The 20844-nt window shown below is 63.8% G+C and carries 21 protein-coding genes; all 21 read left to right on the top strand.

From position 1 onward, the window contains the following. Positions 1-148 precede the first annotated feature (148 nt). The 21 genes from AK81_RS04750 (at position 149) to flhA (ending at position 20844) form a co-directional block, all read left to right on the top strand. On the top strand, positions 149-1366 hold the full coding sequence (locus AK81_RS04750; protein ID WP_043197124.1) for a sensor histidine kinase: 1218 nt from the start codon (positions 149-151) through the stop codon (positions 1364-1366). Then, the gene (locus AK81_RS04755; RefSeq protein ID WP_043197126.1) at positions 1366-2721 is read left to right on the top strand and encodes a sigma-54-dependent transcriptional regulator; all 1356 of its coding nucleotides are present in this window, start codon (positions 1366-1368) and stop codon (positions 2719-2721) included. The genes AK81_RS04750 and AK81_RS04755 overlap by 1 nt, the downstream gene beginning before the upstream one ends. A 259-nt stretch (positions 2722-2980) precedes the next feature. After that, positions 2981-3313, top strand: coding sequence for a flagellar hook-basal body complex protein FliE (gene fliE, locus AK81_RS04760; RefSeq protein WP_043197128.1), 333 nt, complete (start codon positions 2981-2983; stop codon positions 3311-3313). Between the two features lie 15 nt (positions 3314-3328). Then, the gene (gene fliF, locus AK81_RS04765) at positions 3329-5107 is read left to right on the top strand and encodes a flagellar basal-body MS-ring/collar protein FliF (RefSeq protein ID WP_043197129.1); all 1779 of its coding nucleotides are present in this window, start codon (positions 3329-3331) and stop codon (positions 5105-5107) included. Next, complete coding sequence (gene fliG, locus AK81_RS04770) at positions 5100-6119, top strand: flagellar motor switch protein FliG (RefSeq protein WP_016488432.1); 1020 nt, start codon at positions 5100-5102, stop codon at positions 6117-6119. The genes fliF and fliG overlap by 8 nt, the downstream gene beginning before the upstream one ends. Positions 6120-6312: 193 nt before the next feature. Next, positions 6313-7107, top strand: a complete 795-nt coding sequence (gene fliH, locus AK81_RS04775) for a flagellar assembly protein FliH (RefSeq protein WP_043197131.1) — start codon at positions 6313-6315, stop codon at positions 7105-7107. Further along, positions 7097-8452, top strand: a complete 1356-nt coding sequence (gene fliI / locus AK81_RS04780) for a flagellar protein export ATPase FliI (RefSeq protein ID WP_043197133.1) — start codon at positions 7097-7099, stop codon at positions 8450-8452. Before fliH ends, fliI begins: the two co-directional genes overlap by 11 nt. A 6-nt stretch (positions 8453-8458) precedes the next feature. Further along, a complete protein-coding gene (fliJ, locus tag AK81_RS04785; protein ID WP_016498552.1) occupies positions 8459-8911 on the top strand; it encodes a flagellar export protein FliJ in 453 nt (150 codons plus the stop codon). A gap of 232 nt (positions 8912-9143) precedes the next feature. Further along, positions 9144-9449: an STAS domain-containing protein gene (locus AK81_RS04790; RefSeq protein WP_016711787.1), complete on the top strand. Its 306-nt coding sequence runs from the start codon at positions 9144-9146 to the stop codon at positions 9447-9449. An 8-nt stretch (positions 9450-9457) separates the two neighbouring features. Then, positions 9458-11149: a fused response regulator/phosphatase gene (locus AK81_RS04795; protein WP_043197135.1), complete on the top strand. Its 1692-nt coding sequence runs from the start codon at positions 9458-9460 to the stop codon at positions 11147-11149. Positions 11150-11197: 48 nt separating this feature from the next. Next, complete coding sequence (locus AK81_RS04800; RefSeq protein ID WP_043197137.1) at positions 11198-11545, top strand: Hpt domain-containing protein; 348 nt, start codon at positions 11198-11200, stop codon at positions 11543-11545. Positions 11546-11617: 72 nt separating this feature from the next. Continuing rightward, on the top strand, positions 11618-12865 hold the full coding sequence (locus tag AK81_RS04805) for a flagellar hook-length control protein FliK (protein WP_043197139.1): 1248 nt from the start codon (positions 11618-11620) through the stop codon (positions 12863-12865). Positions 12866-13083: 218 nt separating this feature from the next. Beyond that, complete coding sequence (gene fliL / locus AK81_RS04810) at positions 13084-13581, top strand: flagellar basal body-associated protein FliL (protein ID WP_043197141.1); 498 nt, start codon at positions 13084-13086, stop codon at positions 13579-13581. 9 nt (positions 13582-13590) lie between these two features. Continuing rightward, on the top strand, positions 13591-14559 hold the full coding sequence (gene fliM, locus AK81_RS04815) for a flagellar motor switch protein FliM (protein WP_013973595.1): 969 nt from the start codon (positions 13591-13593) through the stop codon (positions 14557-14559). A gap of 47 nt (positions 14560-14606) precedes the next feature. Then, positions 14607-15074, top strand: a complete 468-nt coding sequence (fliN, locus tag AK81_RS04820; protein ID WP_043197278.1) for a flagellar motor switch protein FliN — start codon at positions 14607-14609, stop codon at positions 15072-15074. Positions 15075-15086: 12 nt separating this feature from the next. Then, positions 15087-15521 (top strand): flagellar biosynthetic protein FliO, encoded by a 435-nt coding sequence (fliO, locus tag AK81_RS04825; RefSeq protein WP_043197279.1) that lies wholly within the window; start codon positions 15087-15089, stop codon positions 15519-15521. After that, positions 15521-16276 carry a flagellar type III secretion system pore protein FliP gene (gene fliP, locus AK81_RS04830; RefSeq protein ID WP_043197142.1) on the top strand — a complete coding sequence of 252 codons (756 nt, stop codon included), beginning with the start codon at positions 15521-15523 and terminating at the stop codon, positions 16274-16276. The genes fliO and fliP overlap by 1 nt, the downstream gene beginning before the upstream one ends. A 21-nt stretch (positions 16277-16297) precedes the next feature. Continuing rightward, on the top strand, positions 16298-16567 hold the full coding sequence (gene fliQ, locus AK81_RS04835) for a flagellar biosynthesis protein FliQ (protein ID WP_043197143.1): 270 nt from the start codon (positions 16298-16300) through the stop codon (positions 16565-16567). Between the two features lie 7 nt (positions 16568-16574). Then, the gene (fliR, locus tag AK81_RS04840) at positions 16575-17351 is read left to right on the top strand and encodes a flagellar biosynthetic protein FliR (protein WP_043197144.1); all 777 of its coding nucleotides are present in this window, start codon (positions 16575-16577) and stop codon (positions 17349-17351) included. A 2-nt stretch (positions 17352-17353) separates the two neighbouring features. Beyond that, positions 17354-18496 (top strand): flagellar biosynthesis protein FlhB, encoded by a 1143-nt coding sequence (gene flhB, locus AK81_RS04845; protein WP_043197145.1) that lies wholly within the window; start codon positions 17354-17356, stop codon positions 18494-18496. 218 nt (positions 18497-18714) lie between these two features. Further along, on the top strand, positions 18715-20844 hold the full coding sequence (flhA, locus tag AK81_RS04850) for a flagellar biosynthesis protein FlhA (RefSeq protein WP_043197146.1): 2130 nt from the start codon (positions 18715-18717) through the stop codon (positions 20842-20844).

Here is a 20844-nt window from a genome sequence, read left to right on the forward strand (position 1 = left end):
GCGCTCGGTCTTACAGGCGCAGAGAGTGCCGAGGCAAGCACCGCCATAATCCTCAAGGCATGCAGTAAGTCCCCATCTCCGGCACGGCTATTGCTACACCGCTGGCAACACACCGTTTTTATGACGGTCAGCCACGCGAGAGAGCACGATGCCCCAGGTCGCCCACCTAACCCGAGCCCCCAATCAGCAGGGGCAAACCCCGGTCGAGCAGGACAGCCACCAGGGTATCGAGCAAGCCTTCGCCCTGTTCAACCAGGTGTCCAGCCAGCTGAGCCAGTCCTACAGCCTGCTCGAAGCCCGGGTCAGTGAGCTCAAGGGCGAGTTGGCCGTGGTCAGTGCCCAGCGCATCGAAGAACTCAGCGAAAAGGAACGCCTGGCCAACCGCCTGCAGAACCTGCTGGACCTGCTGCCTGGCGGGGTGATCGTGATCGATGGCCATGGCCTTGTACGTGAAGCCAACCCGGCTGCCTGCGAACTGCTTGGCGAGCCGCTGATCGGCGAATTGTGGCGCCAGGTGATCGCCCGCAGCTTTGCGCCGCGCAAGGACGATGGCCATGAAATCTCGCTGCGCGACGGCCGCCGGCTGTCCATCGCCACCCGCTCGCTGGATGCCGAGCCCGGCCAGCTGGTGCTGCTCAACGACCTGACTGAAACCCGTCGCCTGCAAGACCAGCTGGCCCGCCACGAGCGCCTGTCGTCGCTGGGGCGCATGGTCGCCTCGCTGGCCCACCAAATCCGTACGCCGCTGTCGGCCGCCATGCTCTACGCCAGCCACCTGGCCGATAGCGAGCAACAGCTGAGCGCAGAAACCCGTCAGCGCTTTGCCGGTACCCTGAAAGAGCGCCTGCACGAACTGGAGCATCAGGTGCGCGACATGCTGGTGTTCGCCCGTGGCGAGCTGCCGCTGGGTGATCGGGTGACCCCGAAAGCCTTGTTCCAGGCCCTGCAGCAGGCGGCCCAGGCCCACGTGCAGGGGCACACCGTGCGCTGGCAGTGCGACAGCCACCTGGGGGAGCTGTTGTGCAACCGCGACACGTTGGTCGGCGCCTTGCTCAACCTGATCGAAAATGCCCTGCAGGCCAGTGACGGCCCGGCGCGCTTGAAGGTGCACCTGTTCCGTCGCGAGCTCACCCTGTACCTGTGTGTCAGTGACGCCGGCAGCGGCATTGCCGCCGAGTTGTTGGCACGCCTGGGCGAGCCGTTCCTCACCACCAAGGCCACTGGCACCGGCCTCGGTCTGGCGGTGGTCAAGGCTGTGGTGCGTGCGCACCAGGGCGCTATCAGCCTGCGCTCGAAGGTGGGCCGAGGCACCTGTGTGCGGGTAGAACTGCCGTTGATCGATGGGCAATTGGCGGAGGGGGTGTAATGGCAATCAAGGTGCTGCTGGTCGAGGACGACCGCGTATTGCGCCAGGCGCTGGGCGATACCCTGGAAATCGGCGGTTTCGCCTACCAGGCAGTTGGCAGTGCCGAAGAAGCGCTGGAGGCGGTGCTGGATGATGCCTTCAGCCTGGTGGTCAGCGATGTGAATATGCCTGGCATGGACGGGCATCAGTTGTTGAGCCAGTTGCGCCGCCAGCAACCCCAGCTGCCGGTACTGTTGATGACGGCGCACGCCGCCGTTGAACGAGCTGTCGAAGCCATGCGCCAAGGTGCTGCCGACTATCTGGTCAAACCGTTCGAGCCAAAGGCGCTGCTCAGCCTGGTTGAGCGCCATGCGGCCGGTCGGGTGTCTGCTGACGAGGGCCCGGTGGCCTGCGAGCCGGCCAGCCGGCAGTTGCTGGAGCTGGCCGCGCGCGTGGCGCGCAGTGATTCGACCGTGCTTATTTCCGGTGAATCCGGCACCGGCAAGGAGGTGCTGGCGCGCTACATTCACCAGCAGTCGCCGCGGGCCGCGCAGCCCTTTGTGGCGATCAACTGCGCGGCCATCCCCGACAATATGCTTGAGGCCACCCTGTTCGGCCACGAGAAGGGTGCCTTCACAGGCGCTATCGCCGCCCAGGCTGGCAAGTTCGAGCAGGCTGAAGGCGGCACCCTGCTGCTCGACGAAATCTCGGAAATGCCCATGGCCTTGCAGGCCAAGTTGCTGCGCGTGCTGCAGGAGCGCGAGGTGGAGCGGGTCGGCGGGCGCAAGCCCATCAGCCTTGATATCCGCGTGCTGGCCACCACCAACCGTGACTTGGCCGGCGAAGTGGCAGCAGGGCGCTTCCGTGAAGACTTGTATTACCGCCTGTCGGTGTTCCCCCTGGCCTGGTGCCCGCTGCGTGAGCGCCCGGGCGACATCCTGCAGCTGGCCGAGCGCCTGCTGACGCGCCACGTGGCCAAGATGAAGCACGCCCCGGTGCGCCTGTCGCCGCAGGCGCGGGCCTGCCTGCAGGCTTACGCCTGGCCGGGCAACGTGCGTGAACTGGACAACGCCCTGCAGCGGGCGCTGATCCTGCAGCAGGGTGGGGTGATCGAGGCGGCGGATTTCTGTCTGGCAGGCGCCATTCCATTGTCAGCTAGCACCGAGCCATCAACTGAAGTGTCAGCCGAGGCCAGCGGGCTGGGCGATGACATGCGCCGCCATGAGTACCAGATGATCATCGACACCCTGCGCGCCGAGCGCGGTCGGCGCAAAGAAGCGGCCGAACGCCTGGGCATCAGCCCGCGCACCTTGCGCTACAAGCTGGCGCAGATGCGCGATGCCGGGTTCGACGTCGAGGCCAGCCTGTTCGGCTAACTCAAACCCCAAATGCTGCGCAATCCCTGTAGGAGCGGCCTTGTGTCGCGATAGGGCCGCAACGCGGCCCCGGCATTATCGGCGGCGAAGCTGAAATCTGGGGCCGCTCTGCGGCCCTATCGCGACACAAGGCCGCTCCTACAGGGGCCGGCGCAAACACAGAAGGCTTTGCTATCGAAGGCTGGCACCTTTGTTGCTTTACGTAGGCTATTCGCCGCATGAGTGTCAAAAAAATGCGGCCGCAGGAGAGAGAAGGGTCATGAGCCAAGGTGTTGAATTCAATCGTCTGATGCTGGACATGCGGGCCATGCAGGCCGATGCCATGTCGCTGCCCAAGGTCACCGCTGCCCCCGAGCTGGCGCCGGGGCAGAGTACCTTTGCCGACATGCTTGGCCAGGCCATCGGCAAGGTGCATGAGACCCAGCAGGCGTCGACCCAGCTGGCCAATGCCTTCGAGATCGGCAAAAGTGGCGTCGACCTGACCGACGTGATGGTCGCTTCGCAAAAGGCCAGCGTGTCGATGCAGGCCATGACCCAGGTACGCAACAAGCTGGTCCAGGCGTACCAGGACATCATGCAGATGCCGGTTTGAGGACGGACGTAGACCATGGCTGAAGCAGTCGTCGACAACGCCCCCGCCAAGACTGGCTCGGCAGCGGCCAAGCGCCCGCTGCCAGGTATGTCGTTCCTGGAAAACATCTCGCAGATGCCCATGCTGCGCCAAGTCGGCCTCATGGTCGGCCTGGCGGCCAGCGTGGCCATCGGCTTTGCCGTGGTGCTGTGGTCGCAACAACCCGATTACCGTCCGCTGTACGGCAGCCTGTCGGGCATGGACACCAAGCAGGTCATGGACACCCTGGGTGCTGCTGACATCCCCTATAACGTTGAGCCCAACTCCGGTGCTCTGCTGGTCAAGGCCGACGACCTCTCCCGTGCGCGCCTGAAACTGGCGGCCGCCGGCGTGGCGCCCAGCGATGGCAATGTCGGTTTCGAACTGCTCGACAAGGAGCAGGGTCTGGGCACCAGCCAGTTCATGGAAGCCACTCGCTACCGCCGCAGCCTGGAAGGTGAGCTGGCGCGTACCGTTTCCAGCCTGAACAACGTCAAGGCCGCACGCGTGCACCTGGCCATCCCGAAAAGCTCGGTGTTCGTGCGCGACGACCGCAAGCCTAGCGCCTCGGTACTGGTCGAGCTGTACCCGGGCCGTGCCCTGGAATCGGGTCAGGTGTCGGCCATCGTCAACCTGGTGGCGACCAGTGTGCCGGAGCTGGACAAATCCCAGGTCACCGTGGTCGACCAGAAGGGTAACTTGCTGTCCGAGCAACTGCAGGACTCTGCTCTGACCGAGGCCGGCAAGCAGTACGACTACAGCCGCCGCATGGAAAGCATGCTTACCCAGCGTGTGCGCAACATCCTGCAACCCGTGCTGGGCAATGACCGATACAAGGCCGAAGTGTCTGCCGACCTGGACTTCAGTGCCGTCGAGTCGACTGCCGAGCAGTTCAACCCCGACCAGCCAGCGCTGCGCAGCGAACAGTCGGTTGATGAACAACGTGCCAGCAGCCAAGGCCCGCAAGGCGTGCCTGGCGCGCTGAGCAACCAGCCGCCCGGCGCCGCTTCGGCACCGCAAACCACCGGTGGCGCCGCTACCCCGGCTGCGGCCATCCAGCCTGGCCAACCGCTGGTGGATGCCAACGGCCAGCAGGTCATGGACCCGGCCACCGGCCAGCCGATGCTCGCGCCGTACCCGTCGGACAAACGCCAGCAAAGCACCAAGAACTTCGAGCTGGACCGCTCCATCAGCCACACCCGCCAGCAGCAGGGGCGCATGACCCGCCTGTCGGTGGCGGTGGTAGTGGACGACCAGGTCAAGATCGACCCGGCCACCGGCAATACCAGCCGTGCGCCGTGGGCTGCCGAAGACCTGGCGCGCTTCACTCGCCTGGTGCAGGACGCGGTCGGCTTCGATGCCAGCCGTGGTGACAGCGTGACGGTGATCAACGTGCCATTTGCCGCCGACCGCGGCGAAGAAATTGCCGATATCGCCTTCTATCAGCAGCCGTGGTTCTGGGACATCGTCAAGCAAGTGCTGGGCGTGGTGTTCATCCTGGTGCTGGTGTTCGGCGTGCTGCGGCCGGTGCTCAACAACATCACAGGGGGCGGCAAGCAGGCTGCTTCTGATAGCGACATGGAGCTGGGCGGCATGGTGGGGTTGGATGGCGAACTGGCCAACGACCGCGTCAGCCTGGGTGGCCCTACAAGCATTCTGCTGCCTAGCCCGAGCGAGGGTTATGAGGCACAGCTCAACGCAATCAAAGGCCTGGTGGCCGAAGACCCGGGCCGTGTAGCCCAGGTCGTCAAAGACTGGATCAACGCCGATGAGTGATAACCGAGCCGTTACCGCCAAGCTGAGCCGCGTCGACAAGGCGGCGATCCTTCTGCTCTCGCTGGGCGAGACCGATGCGGCCCAGGTGCTGCGGCACATGGGCCCCAAGGAAGTGCAGCGAGTGGGTGTGGCCATGGCGCAGATGGGTAACGTGCACCGTGACCAGGTCGAGCAGGTGATGAGCGAGTTCGTCGACATCGTCGGCGACCAGACCAGCCTGGGCGTGGGTTCCGATGCCTACATCCGCAAGATGCTCAACCAGGCGCTGGGCGAGGACAAGGCCAATGGCCTGGTCGACCGCATCCTGTTGGGTGGCAACACCAGCGGCCTGGACAGCCTGAAGTGGATGGAGCCGCGCGCCGTAGCCGACGTGATCCGCTACGAGCACCCGCAGATCCAGGCCATCGTGGTCGCCTACCTCGACCCAGACCAGGCCGGTGAAGTGTTGAGCAACTTCGACCACAAGGTGCGCCTGGACATCGTCTTGCGCGTGTCGTCGCTGAATACCGTGCAGCCGGCGGCGCTGAAGGAATTGAACCAGATCCTCGAGAAGCAGTTCTCGGGCAACTCCAACGCCGCGCGCACCACCTTGGGCGGCATCAAGCGGGCTGCCGACATCATGAACTTCCTCGACAGCTCGGTGGAAGGTGCACTGATGGATGCGATCCGCGAAGTCGACAGCGACCTGTCGGAGCAGATCGAAGACCTGATGTTCGTCTTCAACAACCTGGCCGACGTCGACGATCGTGGTATCCAGGCGCTGCTGCGCGAAGTGTCGTCCGACGTGCTGGTGGTGTCGCTCAAGGGCGCCGACGAGCGGGTCAAGGACAAGATTTTCAAGAACATGTCCAAGCGTGCCTCGGAACTGCTGCGCGACGACCTGGAGGCCAAGGGGCCGGTGCGGGTCAGCGACGTGGAAACGGCGCAGAAGGAAATCCTCACCATCGCCCGCCGCATGGCCGAGGCCGGCGAGATCGTGCTCGGCGGCAAGGGCGCCGAGGAAATGATCTAAGGTCTTCGCGCTCTACAGGCCGACGCCGCACTTTGTAGGAGCGGCCTTGTGTCGCGAAAAGGGGCGCGTAGCGGCCCCAGATTTCAGCTTCGCCGCGGATATCGCCGGGGCTGCTTCGCAGCCCTTTCGCGACACAAGGCCGCTCCTACAAGGGGGCGCGTTGGTTGCTGATGGCTTTTGAGTACTTTAAAACATGTCCAGCAAAGAACATCACCCCAGCGACCTGATCCGTGCCCGCGACCTCGAGGGCGTGGACGTGTGGACGCTGCCCAGCTTCGACCCGCAGCCAGAGCCCGTACCCGAGCCTGAGCCGGAACCCGAGGTGGTCGAGGAAGAAATCGAGGAAGTGCCGCTGGAAGAAGTCCAGCCGCTGACCCTGGAAGAGCTCGAGGCCATCCGCCAGGAAGCCTACAACGAAGGTTTCGCCACCGGCGAGCGAGAGGGCTTTCACAGCACCCAGCTCAAGGTCCGCCAGGAAGCCGAAGTCGCCTTGAAGGCCAAGCTCGACAGCCTTGAGCAGCTGATGGCCAACCTGATGGAGCCGATCGCCGAGCAAGACACGCAGATCGAGAAAACCCTCGTACACCTGGTGGCGCACATGACCCGCCAGGTGATCGGCCGCGAATTGCACAACGACTCCAGCCAGATTACCCAGGTGCTGCGCGAGGCACTGAAGCTGCTGCCCATGGGCGCGGACAATATCCGCATCCACCTCAACCCGCAGGACTTCGAGCTGGCCAAGGCCCTGCGCGAACGCCACGAGGAAAACTGGCGGCTGCTGGAAGACAGCGCACTGCTGCCGGGGGGCTGCCGTATCGAGACTGCCCATAGCCGCATCGACGCAACCATGGAAACGCGCATCGAGAAGACCGTGGCGCAGCTGTTCGACCAGTTGCACGACCATTCCCTGCACCCGGCGGCGCCAGACATGTCGGTAGACCTGGATGCCCCGGTCGAGCGTTCCGTGGAAAGCCCTGATGCACCTTAAACGCACCAGCTTCGGCAAGCGCCTGGGCAGTTATGCCGAGGCCATCGAGCTGCCGGCCCAGCCCATCGTCGAAGGCCGCCTGCTGCGCATGGTCGGGCTCACCCTGGAGGCCGAAGGCCTGCGCGCCGCGGTGGGTAGCCGCTGCCTGGTGATCAACGACGACAGCTACCACCCGGTCCAGGTAGAAGCCGAAGTCATGGGTTTTGCCGGGCCCAAGGTGTTCCTCATGCCGGTCGGCAGCATTGTCGGTATCGCCCCCGGCGCCCGGGTGGTGCCGCTGGATGACGGCGGCCGGCTGCCCATGGGCATGAGCATGCTCGGCCGGGTGCTGGACGGCGCTGGTCGTGCGCTGGATGGCAAGGGCGGGATGAAGGCCGAGGACTGGGTGCCGATGGACGGCCCCGTGATCAACCCGCTCAACCGTGACCCCATCAGCAAGCCGCTGGACGTGGGCATCCGCAGTATCAATGGCCTGTTGACCGTCGGTCGCGGCCAGCGCCTGGGCCTGTTCGCCGGTACTGGCGTGGGTAAGTCGGTGTTGCTGGGTATGATGACCCGCTTCACCGAAGCCGAAATCATCGTGGTTGGCCTGATCGGTGAGCGGGGCCGTGAGGTGAAGGAATTCATCGAGCACATCCTGGGTGAAGAGGGCCTCAAGCGTTCGGTGGTGGTGGCTTCGCCTGCCGACGATGCGCCGCTGATGCGCCTGCGCGCTGCCATGTATTGCACGCGGATTGCCGAGTACTTCCGCGACAAGGGCAAGAACGTGCTGTTGCTGATGGACTCGCTCACCCGTTTCGCCCAGGCGCAGCGGGAAATTGCTTTGGCCATCGGTGAGCCGCCGGCCACCCGGGGTTACCCGCCGTCTGTATTCGCCAAGCTGCCCAAACTGGTGGAGCGGGCGGGCAATGGCGAGGCGGGTGGTGGTTCGATCACCGCGTTCTACACCGTGTTGTCCGAAGGTGACGACCAGCAGGACCCGATCGCCGACTCGGCGCGCGGTGTGCTCGACGGCCACTTTGTGCTGTCGCGCCGGCTGGCCGAAGAGGGCCATTACCCGGCCATCGACATCGAAGCCTCGATCAGCCGGGTGATGCCCCAGGTGGTCGATGCCGACCACTTGCGCCAGGCGCAGAAGTTCAAGCAACTGTGGTCGCGCCTGTCGCAAAGCCGCGACCTGATCAGCGTGGGCGCCTATGTGGCCGGCGGCGACCCGGAAACCGACCTGGCCATTGCCTTGCAATCGAAGCTGGTGGAGTTTCTGCGCCAAGGCCTGCAGGAGAATGTGGGCATGGCGCAGAGCCGCGAACAGCTGGGGGCGATCTTCACGCCCCCGGCGGGCTGATAGGCCATGGCGCTGCCCGGACGCGCTGCGCGCCTGGCGCCGGTGGTGGACATGGCCGAGGAGGCCGAGCGCAAGGCAGCCCAGCGGCTGGGGCATTTCCAGCAGCAAGTGGCCACGTCCCAGGCCAAACTGGCCGAGCTCGAACGGTTTCGTGAGGATTACCAGCTGCAGTGGATCAACCGCGGCGGGCAAGGGGTCAATGGCAGCTGGCTGGTCAACTACCAGCGTTTTCTGGGGCAGCTGGAAACGGCCATGACCCAGCAGCGCCAGAGCCTGGTCTGGCACCAGAACAACCTCAACAACGCCCGTGGCACCTGGCAGCAGGCCTATGCCCGGGTAGAGGGGCTGCGCAAGCTGGTGCAGCGCTACATGGACGAAGCCCGCCGCGCCGAAGACAAGCGTGAGCAGCGGTTGCTGGATGAGCTGTCACAGCGCTTGCCCCGGCAGAACCACTTTTAATCCTGTCTTGCACCACCGCTCAGGCTACCGCGTGCCCCTGTAGGAGCAGCCTTGTGCTGCGAAGAGGCCGGTAAGGCCAAAGATCATCTTTGGCTGCAATGGCCTCTTCGCAGCACAAGGCTGCTCCTACAAGGGGTCGCGTCGCATGCTGAAGTTGTGTGCTTGCCACCCCCGCCATCGCCTGCTAAACCTTAATGGAGTTGCATTCGCCATCATCGAAGGAATCGCTAGCATGGCAGTCGAGACTGATTTTTCGCAGGATGGGAAAAAGCTGACGATCAAGATCAAGGGGCGCTTCGATTTCGGCAAGCATCAGGAATTTCGTGACGCCTACGAACGCCAGCCCGACCGGCCCGATTCGGTGATCGTCGACCTGAAAGACACCACCTACCTCGACAGTTCCGCGCTCGGCATGCTGCTGTTGCTGCGCGACCACGCGGGCGGCGATGAGTCGGATGTGCGCGTGGTGCATGCCAGCTCCGATGTGCGCAAGATCCTCGCCATCTCCAATTTCGAAAAGCTCTTCGACATCAGTTGAGCGCCGACATGCCGGCCCAACAGGCGTTGACCGTGCTGGTCGCCGAAGACGGGGCCGCCGACAGAATGCTGCTGGCGCAGATCGTACGCCGCCAGGGCCATCAGGTTTTCACCGCAGAAAACGGCGAGCAGGCGGTGGCGCTGTTTGTAGAGCGGCGCCCGCAACTGGTGCTGCTGGATGCGCTGATGCCGGTGATGGACGGCTTCGAGGCGGCGCGGCAGATCAAGGCCCTGGCCGGCGAGGCGCTGGTGCCGATCATTTTCCTGACGTCGCTGAATGAGGAAGAGGGCCTGGTGCGCTGCCTGGAGGCCGGGGGCGATGACTTCATGGCCAAGCCCTACAGTGCGGTGATCCTCGGCGCCAAGATCCGCGCCATGGACCGCCTGCGCCGGCTGCAGGCCACCGTGCTGGAGCAGCGCGACCAGATTACCCGGCACCATCATCACCTGCTCAACGAACAGCGGGTGGCCAAGGCGGTATTCGACAAGGTGGCCCACTCCGGCTGCCTTTCTGCCCCCAACATCCGTTACCTGCAATCGCCTTATGCGCTGTTCAACGGCGACCTGATGCTGGCCGCGTTCACGCCAGCCGGTGACATGCGTGTGCTGCTTGGCGATTTCACCGGCCATGGTCTGCCAGCGGCGGTAGGGGCGATGCCGCTGGCCGAAGTGTTCTACGGCATGACCGCCAAGGGCTACGGCATGGCGCAGATCCTGCGTGAGATGAACGCCAAGCTCAAACGCATCCTGCCGGTGGACATGTTCTGCTGTGCACTGCTGCTCGACCTCAGTTTGCAGCGTGGTTCGGTCGAGGTGTGGAACGGGGGCATGCCGGATGGCTATCGACTGTCGGTAAATGGCCATGTGCTATCTTCACTGAGCTCTCGGCATCTGCCGCTGGGTATCCTGGGTGCAGAGCGTTTCGATGACAGCACTGAAGTGCTGCCGTTGGCACCGGGCGAGCGCCTGTTGCTGTTGTCGGACGGCGTGCTGGACACCGCCGACGACCAGGAACGGTTATTCGGCGTGGAGCGTTTGCGTGCGGTGCTGGCCGACAACCGCGACCCGGCGCAGCTGTTTGATGAAGTCATGCAGGCGCTGGAGCGTTTTGGCGGGCACCCGCGTGATGACATCAGCCTGTGCGACATCCGTATGTTCAGCGCTGAGGAGCGGGTGCCGGCGCCGATGATCTACTCTGATAGCGGCCGTTCCAGCCCGCTGGACTGGTCGCTGGGGTTCGAGGTGCGTGGTGAGAGCCTCAAGCGCTTCAACCCGGTGCCGTATCTGGTGCAGTTGTTGCAGGAAATACACGGCCTGCGGGCGCGTACGGGCAGCCTGCACTCGGTGCTCAGCGAGCTGTATTCCAACGCGCTGGAGCATGGGGTGCTGGGCCTGGATTCGCGGCTCAAGCGCGATGTGCAGGGGTTTGCCGACTATTATCAGGAGCGCGCCCGGCGGCTGGGTGCGTTGAGCGACGGTTTCGTGCGCATCGACTTCAGGGTTGAACCGCACGCCGATGGCGGGCGTCTGATGATCGAGGTGCTCGACAGTGGCGCCGGGTTCGATGTGCAGCGTGTGCTGTCGCGGCCTTCTCTGGCGCAGGGCCTGAGCGGGCGTGGCCTGAACCTGATTCAGCGGCTGGCCAGCAATGCCCGCTGGAGCGAAGGCGGGCGTTGCGCACATGTGGAGTTCGTATGGTGAGCCACAGGCTGGCTCGGGCATAATCTGGCTTGATCAAGGAGTGAACAAGTGACTGACATGCATATTGACCACAAGGTACTCAGTGACCTGCGTGAAGTCATGGAAGATGGCTACCTGCAGTTGGTGCAGACCTTTCTCGACGACTCCGAGCGTCGCCTGAGCCAGCTGCACGCGGCCAAAAGCGCCGAAGAGCTCGGTGCGGCCGCCCACAGTTTCAAGGGCAGCAGCAGCAACATGGGCGCTGTGGCCCTGGCTGGCCTGTGCCAGCAGCTGGAAGACCGCGCGCGGCGTCCGCCGCTGTATGGCATCGAAGACCTGATCAACCGCATCGACCTCGAATATGTCGAAGTGCAGCACTTCTACCGCGGTGAGCAGCAGCGTATTTCCGCAGGCTGAAACGTGAGTTGGCGCGAGTCTTGCCTGTCTCTGGCCGGATGATCTTTTTGTTTCTGGCGCGGAGACCGCTCAATGCCTGTCGCACCCAACCCTTTGTTGCAAGCCAACGCCATTACCAGCACCTCGCGTTCGGCCACCGCGCAGGCGGACAAACCGCTGGGTGACAAGGGCGATGGCTTTGGCCAGGTGATGGCCAGGCAGGGGCGTGACAAGGCCGCCGGGCAGGATGACAAGGTCGCCCCGGCCAAGCCCAAGGACAAACCTGAGGCGGCAGCGGGTGGCAAGAAAGACCCCGCCGACAAAACTGCGGTTGCCGATGACGGCAACAAATTGCCAGCTGACGACGCTACCCAGGCTGATACCGGGCTGCGTGATGCCAGCCTGGTGGCCGGCCAGGTCACCGATGCCCAGCCGGGTGCGCAACTGATCCAGGCACAGGCCGAGGCCGTTGCGCCGGTACTGCAGGCCGCCACGGCGCAGATTGCTGCACTGCCCGAAGAACCCGCTGCCGAAGAAGCCTTCGACCCCGATGCCGACCCGTTGGCCAACCTGCCCACCTTGCGCCTGGCGTTGGAGCACAGCGCCCAGGCCAAGGGTGGTACCTCGGCACATGCGCTGGATCCGTCCCGGGCCCAGGGCGAGGATGGGCAGGCAGCCGTCAATACCTTGGCGAATCTGGTGGACGATGCCGAGGGTGAAGCGGGTGAGCCGGGTGACAAGGCCTTTGGTGCCTTGCTTGAAGATGGCCTGAAAGACACCAAGAGCGCCAGCAGCGACACCCGCATCGATGATTTCGCCAGCCGCCTTGCCAGCCTGACCCAGGCTGCCACGGCCAAGACCGCCAACGCCGTGCCGGCCAATGCCAGCCCGTTGCACCAGCCATTGCCGATGAACCAGGGCGCTTGGGCCGAGGGCCTGGTCAACCGGGTCATGTACCTGTCCAGCCAGAACCTCAAGTCGGCGGATATCCAGCTGGAGCCGGCCGAGCTGGGCCGCCTGGACATTCGCGTCAATGTTGCGGCGGACCAGTCGACGCAAGTCACCTTCATCAGCGGTCACGCCGGTGTGCGTGATGCCCTCGACAGCCAGGTGCACCGCCTGCGCGAACTGTTCGCCCAGCAGGGGCTGGCCCAGCCGGATGTCAACGTGGCCGACCAGTCGCGCGGGCAGCAACAGCAGCAGGGGCAGGCGCAGGGCAGCAACCTGTCCGGGGTGGCGGCGCGGCAGGCGGAGCAGGGCGGGGCTGAGCCAGTCGAAAGCGCCCGGCCTGTGGAGCAGCAGGTGGTGGTTGGTGACAGTGCGGTTGATTATTACGCCTGATCGCCGTCAGCCTGATCCGGCCTCTTCGCGGGCAAGCCCGCTCCCACAGGAATTTCGTTGATTTCGAACCCTGTGCAGTACCTGTGGGAGCGGGCTTGCCCGCGAAGAAGGTCATGCTGCAAATCCTGCTGAAACCCGTCCTCTGCAAAATCTGGCATAACACTTGCTCAAGCCAAGCCATCCACCTTTGAACCCCCGATGGACGACGGATTATTGGCATGGCGAAGAGCGAAGCAGTCAAAGACCCCGCCACTAAAGGCAAACTCAAGCTGATCCTGCTGGCCGTCGTAGGCCTGTTGCTGGCGATCGGCCTTTCGGTGGGCGCTACCTGGTTCATCATGCACAAGAGCGATTCGGCCCCGGCCGCCGAGCCTGCAGCCAGTAACGTCAAGCCTGCGTCGATCTACGAGGCGCTGACCCCGGCATTCGTGGTGAACTTCAACCAGAACGGCCGCCAGCGCTACATGCAGCTGAGCATCACCATGCAGGCGCGTAACCAGGCTGACCTGGATGCCCTGAAGGTGCACATGCCGGTGATCCGCAACAACCTGGTGATGATGTTCTCCGGGCAGGGCTTCGACACCCTCGCCAGCAGCCCTGTGGGGCAGGAGATGCTGCGTCAGAAGGCCACCGCTGTGGTCCAGGAAGTGGCGCAGAAGGAAGTCGGCAAGCCGGTCATCGACCAGTTGCTGTTCACCAATTTCGTATTGCAGTAGGAGTCCGCAATGGCCGTACAGGACCTGCTGTCCCAGGATGAAATCGATGCCCTTTTGCACGGCGTCGACGACGGGCTGGTGCAGACCGAAAGTGCATCCGAGCCTGGCAGTATCAAAAGTTACGACCTGACCAGTCAGGACCGTATCGTGCGGGGTCGCATGCCGACCCTGGAAATGATCAACGAGCGCTTCGCCCGTTACACCCGTATCAGCATGTTCAACCTGCTGCGCCGTTCCGCCGATGTGGCGGTCGGGGGTGTGCAGGTGATGAAGTTCGGCGAATACGTACACTCGCTGTACGTGCCGACCAGCCTCAACCTGGTCAAGATCAAGCCGCTGCGCGGCACTTCGCTGTTCATCCTGGATGCCAAGCTGGTGTTCAAGCTGGTGGACAACTTCTTCGGTGGCGATGGCCGCCACGCCAAGATCGAGGGCCGCGAATTCACCCCCACCGAACTGCGCGTGGTGCGCATGGTGCTGGACCAGTGTTTCGTCGACCTCAAGGAAGCCTGGCAGGCAATCATGCCGGTCACCTTCGAGTACATGAACTCCGAGGTCAACCCGGCCATGGCCAACATTGTCGGCCCCAGCGAGGCGGTGGTGGTGTCCACTTTCCACATCGAGCTGGACGGCGGTGGCGGCGACCTGCACGTGACCATGCCGTACTCGATGATCGAGCCGGTGCGCGAAATGCTCGATGCCGGTTTCCAGTCCGACCTGGACGACCAGGACGAGCGCTGGGTCAAGGCCCTGCGTGAGGACGTGCTGGATGTGGCCGTGCCGCTGACCGCCACGGTCGCCCGGCGCCAGCTGAAGCTGCGCGACATCCTGCACATGCAGCCTGGCGACGTGATCCCGGTGGAACTGCCCGAGCACCTGGTGCTGCGCGCCAACGGCGTACCGTCGTTCAAGGCGCGGCTGGGTTCGCACAAGGGCAACCTGGCCCTGCAGATCATCGACCCGATCGAACGCCGCTGACGGCGTGCCGGTCGCTCATAACGAATTGAATGCCTGTCGAGGAAACCATGGCTAACGAAAACGAGATCACCTCCGCAGAGGACCAGGCGCTGGCCGATGAGTGGGCTGCGGCCCTTGAAGAAACCGACTCGGCCGGGCAGGCCGACATCGATGCGCTGCTGGGCGGTGACACCGGCAGCAGCAGCGGCGCTGGCCGCATGCAGATGGAAGAGTTCGCCAGCTCGCCGAAGCCGAACGAGAACGTCAGCCTCGAAGGCCCGAACCTGGACGTGATCCTGGACATCCCGGTGAACATCTCCATGGAAGTGGGCAGCACCGAGATCAACATCCGTAACCTGCTGCAGCTCAACCAGGGCTCGGTGATCGAGCTTGACCGCCTGGCCGGCGAGCCGCTGGACGTGCTGGTCAACGGCACGTTGATCGCCCATGGCGAAGTGGTGGTGGTCAACGAGAAGTTCGGCATTCGCCTGACCGACGTGATCAGCCCCAGCGAACGTATCAAGAAGCTGCGCTGAGTGAAGGGCACGATGCGCGCCATCGCGGCGTTCGCTGCGCTGCTGGCCAGTCAGGCCTGTCTGGCCGCAGCCACGCCGATGGCTACCCCGGCGACGGCGCCTGGCAGCCTTGGCGGGCAGTTGGCGCAGATGGTCTTCGGTTTGCTGCTGGTGGTGGGCCTGATCTTCTTCCTGGCCTGGGTGCTGCGGCGTATGCAGAGCACGGCGGTGAAGGGCGGGCAGGTGATCGAGATCGTCGGCAGCCGGGCCATCGGCCCGCGTGACCGCTTGCTGCTGGTGCAGGTGGGCAAGGAGCAGATCCTGATTGGCCACACCCCCGGCAGCATCGAGGCCCTGCATGTACTGGCCGAACCCGTGGAAGTGCCGGCTGGCGCACGTCAGGCAACGCCGGAATTTGCCCAGCGGCTGATGGAGCTGATGGGCAAGGACCCTAAGGACAAGAAGTGATGAGCGGCCCGCTGCGTATGTTGTTGACTTTGGCGCTGCTGCTTGCGGCGCCGCTGGCCCTGGCCGCCGACCCGTTGTCGATCCCGGCCATTACCCTGTCCAACGGTGCGGACGGGCAGCAGGAATATTCGGTCAGCCTGCAGATTCTGCTGATCATGACGGCGCTCAGCTTCATCCCGGCGTTCGTCATCCTGATGACCAGCTTTACCCGCATCATCATCGTGTTCTCGATCCTGCGCCAGGCCCTGGGCCTGCAGCAGACGCCGTCGAACCAGATCCTGACCGGCATGGCGCTGTTCCTGACCATGTTCATCATGGCGCCGGTGTTCGACCGGGTGAATACGGATGCCCTGCAGCCGTACCTCAAGGAGCAGATGACCGCCCAGCAGGCCATCGACAAGGCCCAGGTGCCGCTCAAGGACTTCATGCTGGCGCAAACCCGGCAAAGCGACCTCGACCTGTTCATGCGCCTGTCCAAGCGCACCGACATCGCCGGCCCCGACCAGGTCCCGCTGACGATCCTGGTGCCGGCGTTCGTCACCTCCGAGCTGAAAACCGCGTTCCAGATCGGTTTCATGATCTTCATTCCGTTCCTGATCATCGACATGGTGGTGGCCAGTGTGCTGATGGCCATGGGTATGATGATGCTGTCGCCGCTGATCATCTCGCTGCCGTTCAAGATCATGCTGTTCGTGCTGGTGGATGGCTGGGCGCTGATCATGGGTACCTTGGCCAGCAGTTTCGGCGGCGTCTGACGCCGTCAAGGAGAGCCGCCGATGACACCTGAAGTAGCTGTCGACCTGTTCCGTGATGCCCTGTGGCTGACCACCCTGATGGTCGCTGTACTGGTTGTGCCGAGCCTGTTGGTGGGCTTGGCGGTGGCGATGTTCCAGGCCGCCACGCAGATCAACGAACAGACCCTGAGCTTTCTGCCGCGCCTGCTGGTGATGCTGATCACGTTGATCGTCGCCGGGCCTTGGCTGGTGCAGAAGTTCATGGAGTACATCACTACCCTCTACACCAACATCCCGCAGCTCATCGGTTGACGCGGATATGCTGGAGCTGACCGACGCGCAGATCGGCACCTGGGTCGCCACCTTCATCCTGCCGTTGTTCAGGGTGACAGCGGTGCTGATGACCATGCCGATTTTTGGCACGCGCATGCTGCCGGCGCGCGTGCGCCTGTACGTGGCGGTGGCCATTACCGTGGTGATCGTGCCGGCGCTGCCGCCGTTGCCCGAATTCGACCCGTTGAGCCTGCGAGGCCTGCTGCTGTGCGCCGAGCAGATCATTGTCGGCGCGCTGTTCGGCCTGGCCTTGCAGTTGCTGTTCCAGGCGTTCGTGATCGCCGGGCAGGTCGTCGCGGTGCAGATGGGCATGGCCTTCGCCTCGATGGTCGACCCGGCCAACGGCGTTAACGTCACGGTCATCAGCCAGTTCATGACCATGCTGGTGAGCGTGCTGTTCCTGTTGATGAACGGCCACCTGGTGGTGTTCGAGGTGCTGACCGAAAGCTTCACCACCTTGCCGGTGGGCAATGCCCTGGTGGTCAACCAGTTCTGGGAGCTGGCCGGGCGCCTGGGCTGGGTATTTTCTGCCGGCCTGTTGCTGATCCTGCCGGTGATCGCTGCGTTGCTGGTGGTGAACATTGCCTTCGGCGTGATGACCCGCGCCGCGCCGCAGTTGAACATTTTCTCCATTGGCTTTCCGCTGACCCTGGTCATGGGCATGTTCATTTTCTGGGTCGGCCTGGCCGATGTGCTGTCCCACTACCAGGCATTGGCCAGCGAAGCGCTGCAATGGCTGCGTGAACTGGCGAGGGCGCGCTGAGCATGGCAGAAAGCGAGAGCGGTCAGGACAAGACAGAAGATCCCACCGACAAGCGCAAGCGCGATGCCCGCGAAAAAGGCGAGATCGCCCGCTCCAAGGAGCTGAACACGGTGGCGGTGACCCTGGCTGGCGCGGGTGGCCTGCTGGCATTCGGCGGTCATATGGCCGAGACGTTGCTGAGCATCATGCGCATGAACTTCAGCCTGACCCGCGACATCATTGTCGACGAGCGGGCCATGGGCGCCTTCTTGCTGGCCTCCGGCAAGATGGCGATATGGGCGGTGCAGCCGGTGCTGATCCTGCTGTTCGTGATTTCCTTCGTGGCGCCTATCGCCCTGAGTGGTTTCCTCTTCTCTGGCAGCCTGCTACAGCCGAAATTCAGCCGCATGAACCCGCTGGCGGGGATCAAGCGCATGTTTTCGGTGAATGGTTTGACCGAGCTGCTCAAGGCGCTGGCCAAGTTCTTCGTGATCCTGGCGGTGGCGGTGGTGGTGCTGATCAACGACCGCCAGGCATTGCTGTCGATCGCCAACGAGCCACTGGAGCAGGCGATCATTCACAGCCTCCAGGTGGTGGGCTGGAGTGCGTTGTGGATGTCGGCCGGGCTGCTGCTGATTGCGGCGGCCGACGTGCCCATCCAGCTGTACCAGACGCACAAGAAAATGAAGATGACCAAGCAGGAAGTGCGCGACGAGTACAAGGACAGCGAAGGCAAGCCCGAGGTCAAGCAACGCATTCGCCAGCTGCAGCGCGAGATGTCGCAGCGGCGCATGATGGCGGCGGTGCCGCAGGCCGATGTGATCATCACCAACCCGACGCACTATGCGGTGGCCCTGCAGTACGACCCGGAGAAGGGCGGGGCGGCGCCGTTGCTGCTGGCCAAGGGCGCCGACTTCATGGCCTTGAAGATTCGCGAGATTGGCGTGGAGCACAAGATCCAGATCCTCGAATCGCCGGCGCTGGCGCGGGCGATCTACTACTCCACCGAGCCTGAGCAGGAAATTCCCGCCGGCTTGTACCTGGCCGTGGCGCAAGTGCTGGCCTATGTGTTCCAGATCCGCCAGTACCGCGCTGGCAGGGGCAAGCGGCCAGAGCCGTTGAAGGAAGACCTGCCGATCCCGCCGGACCTGCGTCGCGACAGTTGACCTTGTGTCAGGGTTCCTGGCCCTTTCGCGGGCTCGCCCGCTCCCACAGGTACTGCGCCGCCTTTCAGGCTGATGAGGTCCCTGTGGGAGCGGGCAAGCCCGCGAAGAGGCCGGCACAGACAACATAAATCATCTGCCGAGCAAAGTTGGAAGGCTTCTTGCAATGCCACGCCCAGGCGCCCCCTGGGCGTCAAAGTTTTGCATCAAGAGGACTCGCGGTGGATCGCACTCAGTTAATCAGCAACGCCCGCAACAACCTGGCCGGTCTCGGCCGGGGCAACCTGGGCGTGCCGCTGCTGTTGCTGGTGATGTTGGCAATGATGATGTTGCCGATACCGCCGTTCCTGCTCGACGTGTTCTTCACCTTCAACATCGCTTTGTCGATCGTGGTGCTGCTGGTCTGTGTATACGCCCTGCGCCCGCTGGACTTCGCCGCATTCCCCACCATCCTGCTGGTGGCCACGCTGCTGCGCCTGGCCTTGAACGTGGCGTCCACCCGCGTGGTCATGCTGCATGGCCAGGAGGGCCACGGCGCTGCCGGTAAGGTGATCCAGGCCTTCGGTGAGGTGGTGATCGGCGGCAACTACGTGGTCGGTGGCGTGGTGTTTGCCATCCTCATGATCATCAACTTCGTGGTGGTGACCAAGGGTGCCGGGCGTATTTCCGAGGTGAGCGCACGTTTTACCCTCGACGCCATGCCCGGCAAGCAGATGGCCATCGACGCCGACCTCAACGCCGGCCTGATCGACCAGGCCCAGGCCAAGCACCGCCGTGCCGAAGTGGCGCAGGAGGCCGAGTTCTACGGTTCGATGGACGGTGCCAGCAAGTTTGTCCGCGGTGACGCCATCGCCGGCCTGCTGATCCTGTTCATCAACCTGATCGGTGGCATGCTGATCGGCATGCTGCAACACGGCATGAGCTTCGGCGATGCCGGCAAGGTGTACGCCTTGCTGACCATCGGTGACGGTTTGGTGGCGCAATTGCCATCACTGCTGCTGTCCACCGCCGCCGCGATCATGGTTACCCGCGCCTCGGGCTCCGAGGACATGGGCAAGCTGATCAACCGGCAGATGTTCGATTCGCCCAAGGCCCTGGCGGTGTCCGGCGCGCTGATGATCATCATGGGGCTGGTGCCGGGCATGCCGCACGTGGCCTTCCTGAGCCTTGGCCTGCTGGCCTGTGGCGGCGCCTACCTGCTGTGGAAGAAGCAGCACAAGGTCAAGATGGAGGCGCAGCAAGAGGCGCAGCGCCAGCAAGACCTGTTGCCCTCGCCGCAGCGCGCGCTTGATACCAAGGAGCTGGGCTGGGACGACGTGACGCCCATCGACATGATCGGCCTGGAGGTCGGCTACCGGCTGATCCCGCTGGTCGACCGCAACCAGGGCGGCCAGTTGCTGGCGCGGATCAAGGGTGTGCGCAAGAAGCTGTCCCAGGACCTGGGTTTCCTCATGCCCACCGTTCACATTCGCGACAACCTCGACCTGCAGCCCAGCGCTTATCGCCTGACCCTGATGGGGGTGATCCTGGCTGAAGCGGAGATCTACCCGGACCGGGAGCTGGCGATCAACCCCGGGCAAGTGTTCGGCACCCTCAACGGCATTGCTGCGCGTGACCCTGCGTTTGGCCTGGAGGCAGTGTGGATCGACGTCGGCCAGCGTTCCCAGGCGCAGTCGCTGGGCTACACCGTGGTCGACGCAAGCACCGTGGTGGCCACCCACCTCAACCAGATCCTGCAGAAGCACTGCCACGAGCTGATTGGCCACGAAGAGGTTCAGCAACTGCTGCAGGTACTGGCCAAGGCATCGCCTAAACTTGCAGAAGAGCTGGTGCCGGGTGTCATTTCCTTGTCGGGCCTGCTGAAGGTGCTGCAAGCACTGTTGTCGGAACAGGTGCCGGTGCGCGATATTCGCAGTATTGCCGAAGCCATCGCGAACAACGCCGGCAAGAGTCAAGATACCGCCGCGCTGGTGGCGGTGGTGCGCGTCGGATTGTGTCGCGCCATCGTGCAAAGCATTGTCGGCGTTGAGTCTGAGCTGCCAGTGATTACCCTGGAGCCAAGGTTGGAACAGATTTTGCTCAATAGTCTGCAAAGGGCCGGGCAAGGTCAGGAAGATGGTGTTCTTCTGGAACCGAGCATGGCCGAGAAGCTGCAACGTTCGCTGATCGAAGCGGCCCAGCGTCAGGAAATGCAGGGCCAGCCGGCCATCCTCCTGGTCGCCGGCCCGATCCGCGCCATGCTGTCGCGTTTCGGTCGCCTGGCTGTACCGAATTTGCATGTTCTGGCGTATCAGGAAATTCCTGACAACAAGCAAGTCACAATCGTTGCCACCGTGGGCCCTAACGGCTGA

The sequence above is a fragment of the Pseudomonas putida W15Oct28 genome (assembly GCF_000708715.2).
Classification (GTDB): domain Bacteria; phylum Pseudomonadota; class Gammaproteobacteria; order Pseudomonadales; family Pseudomonadaceae; genus Aquipseudomonas; species Aquipseudomonas putida_R.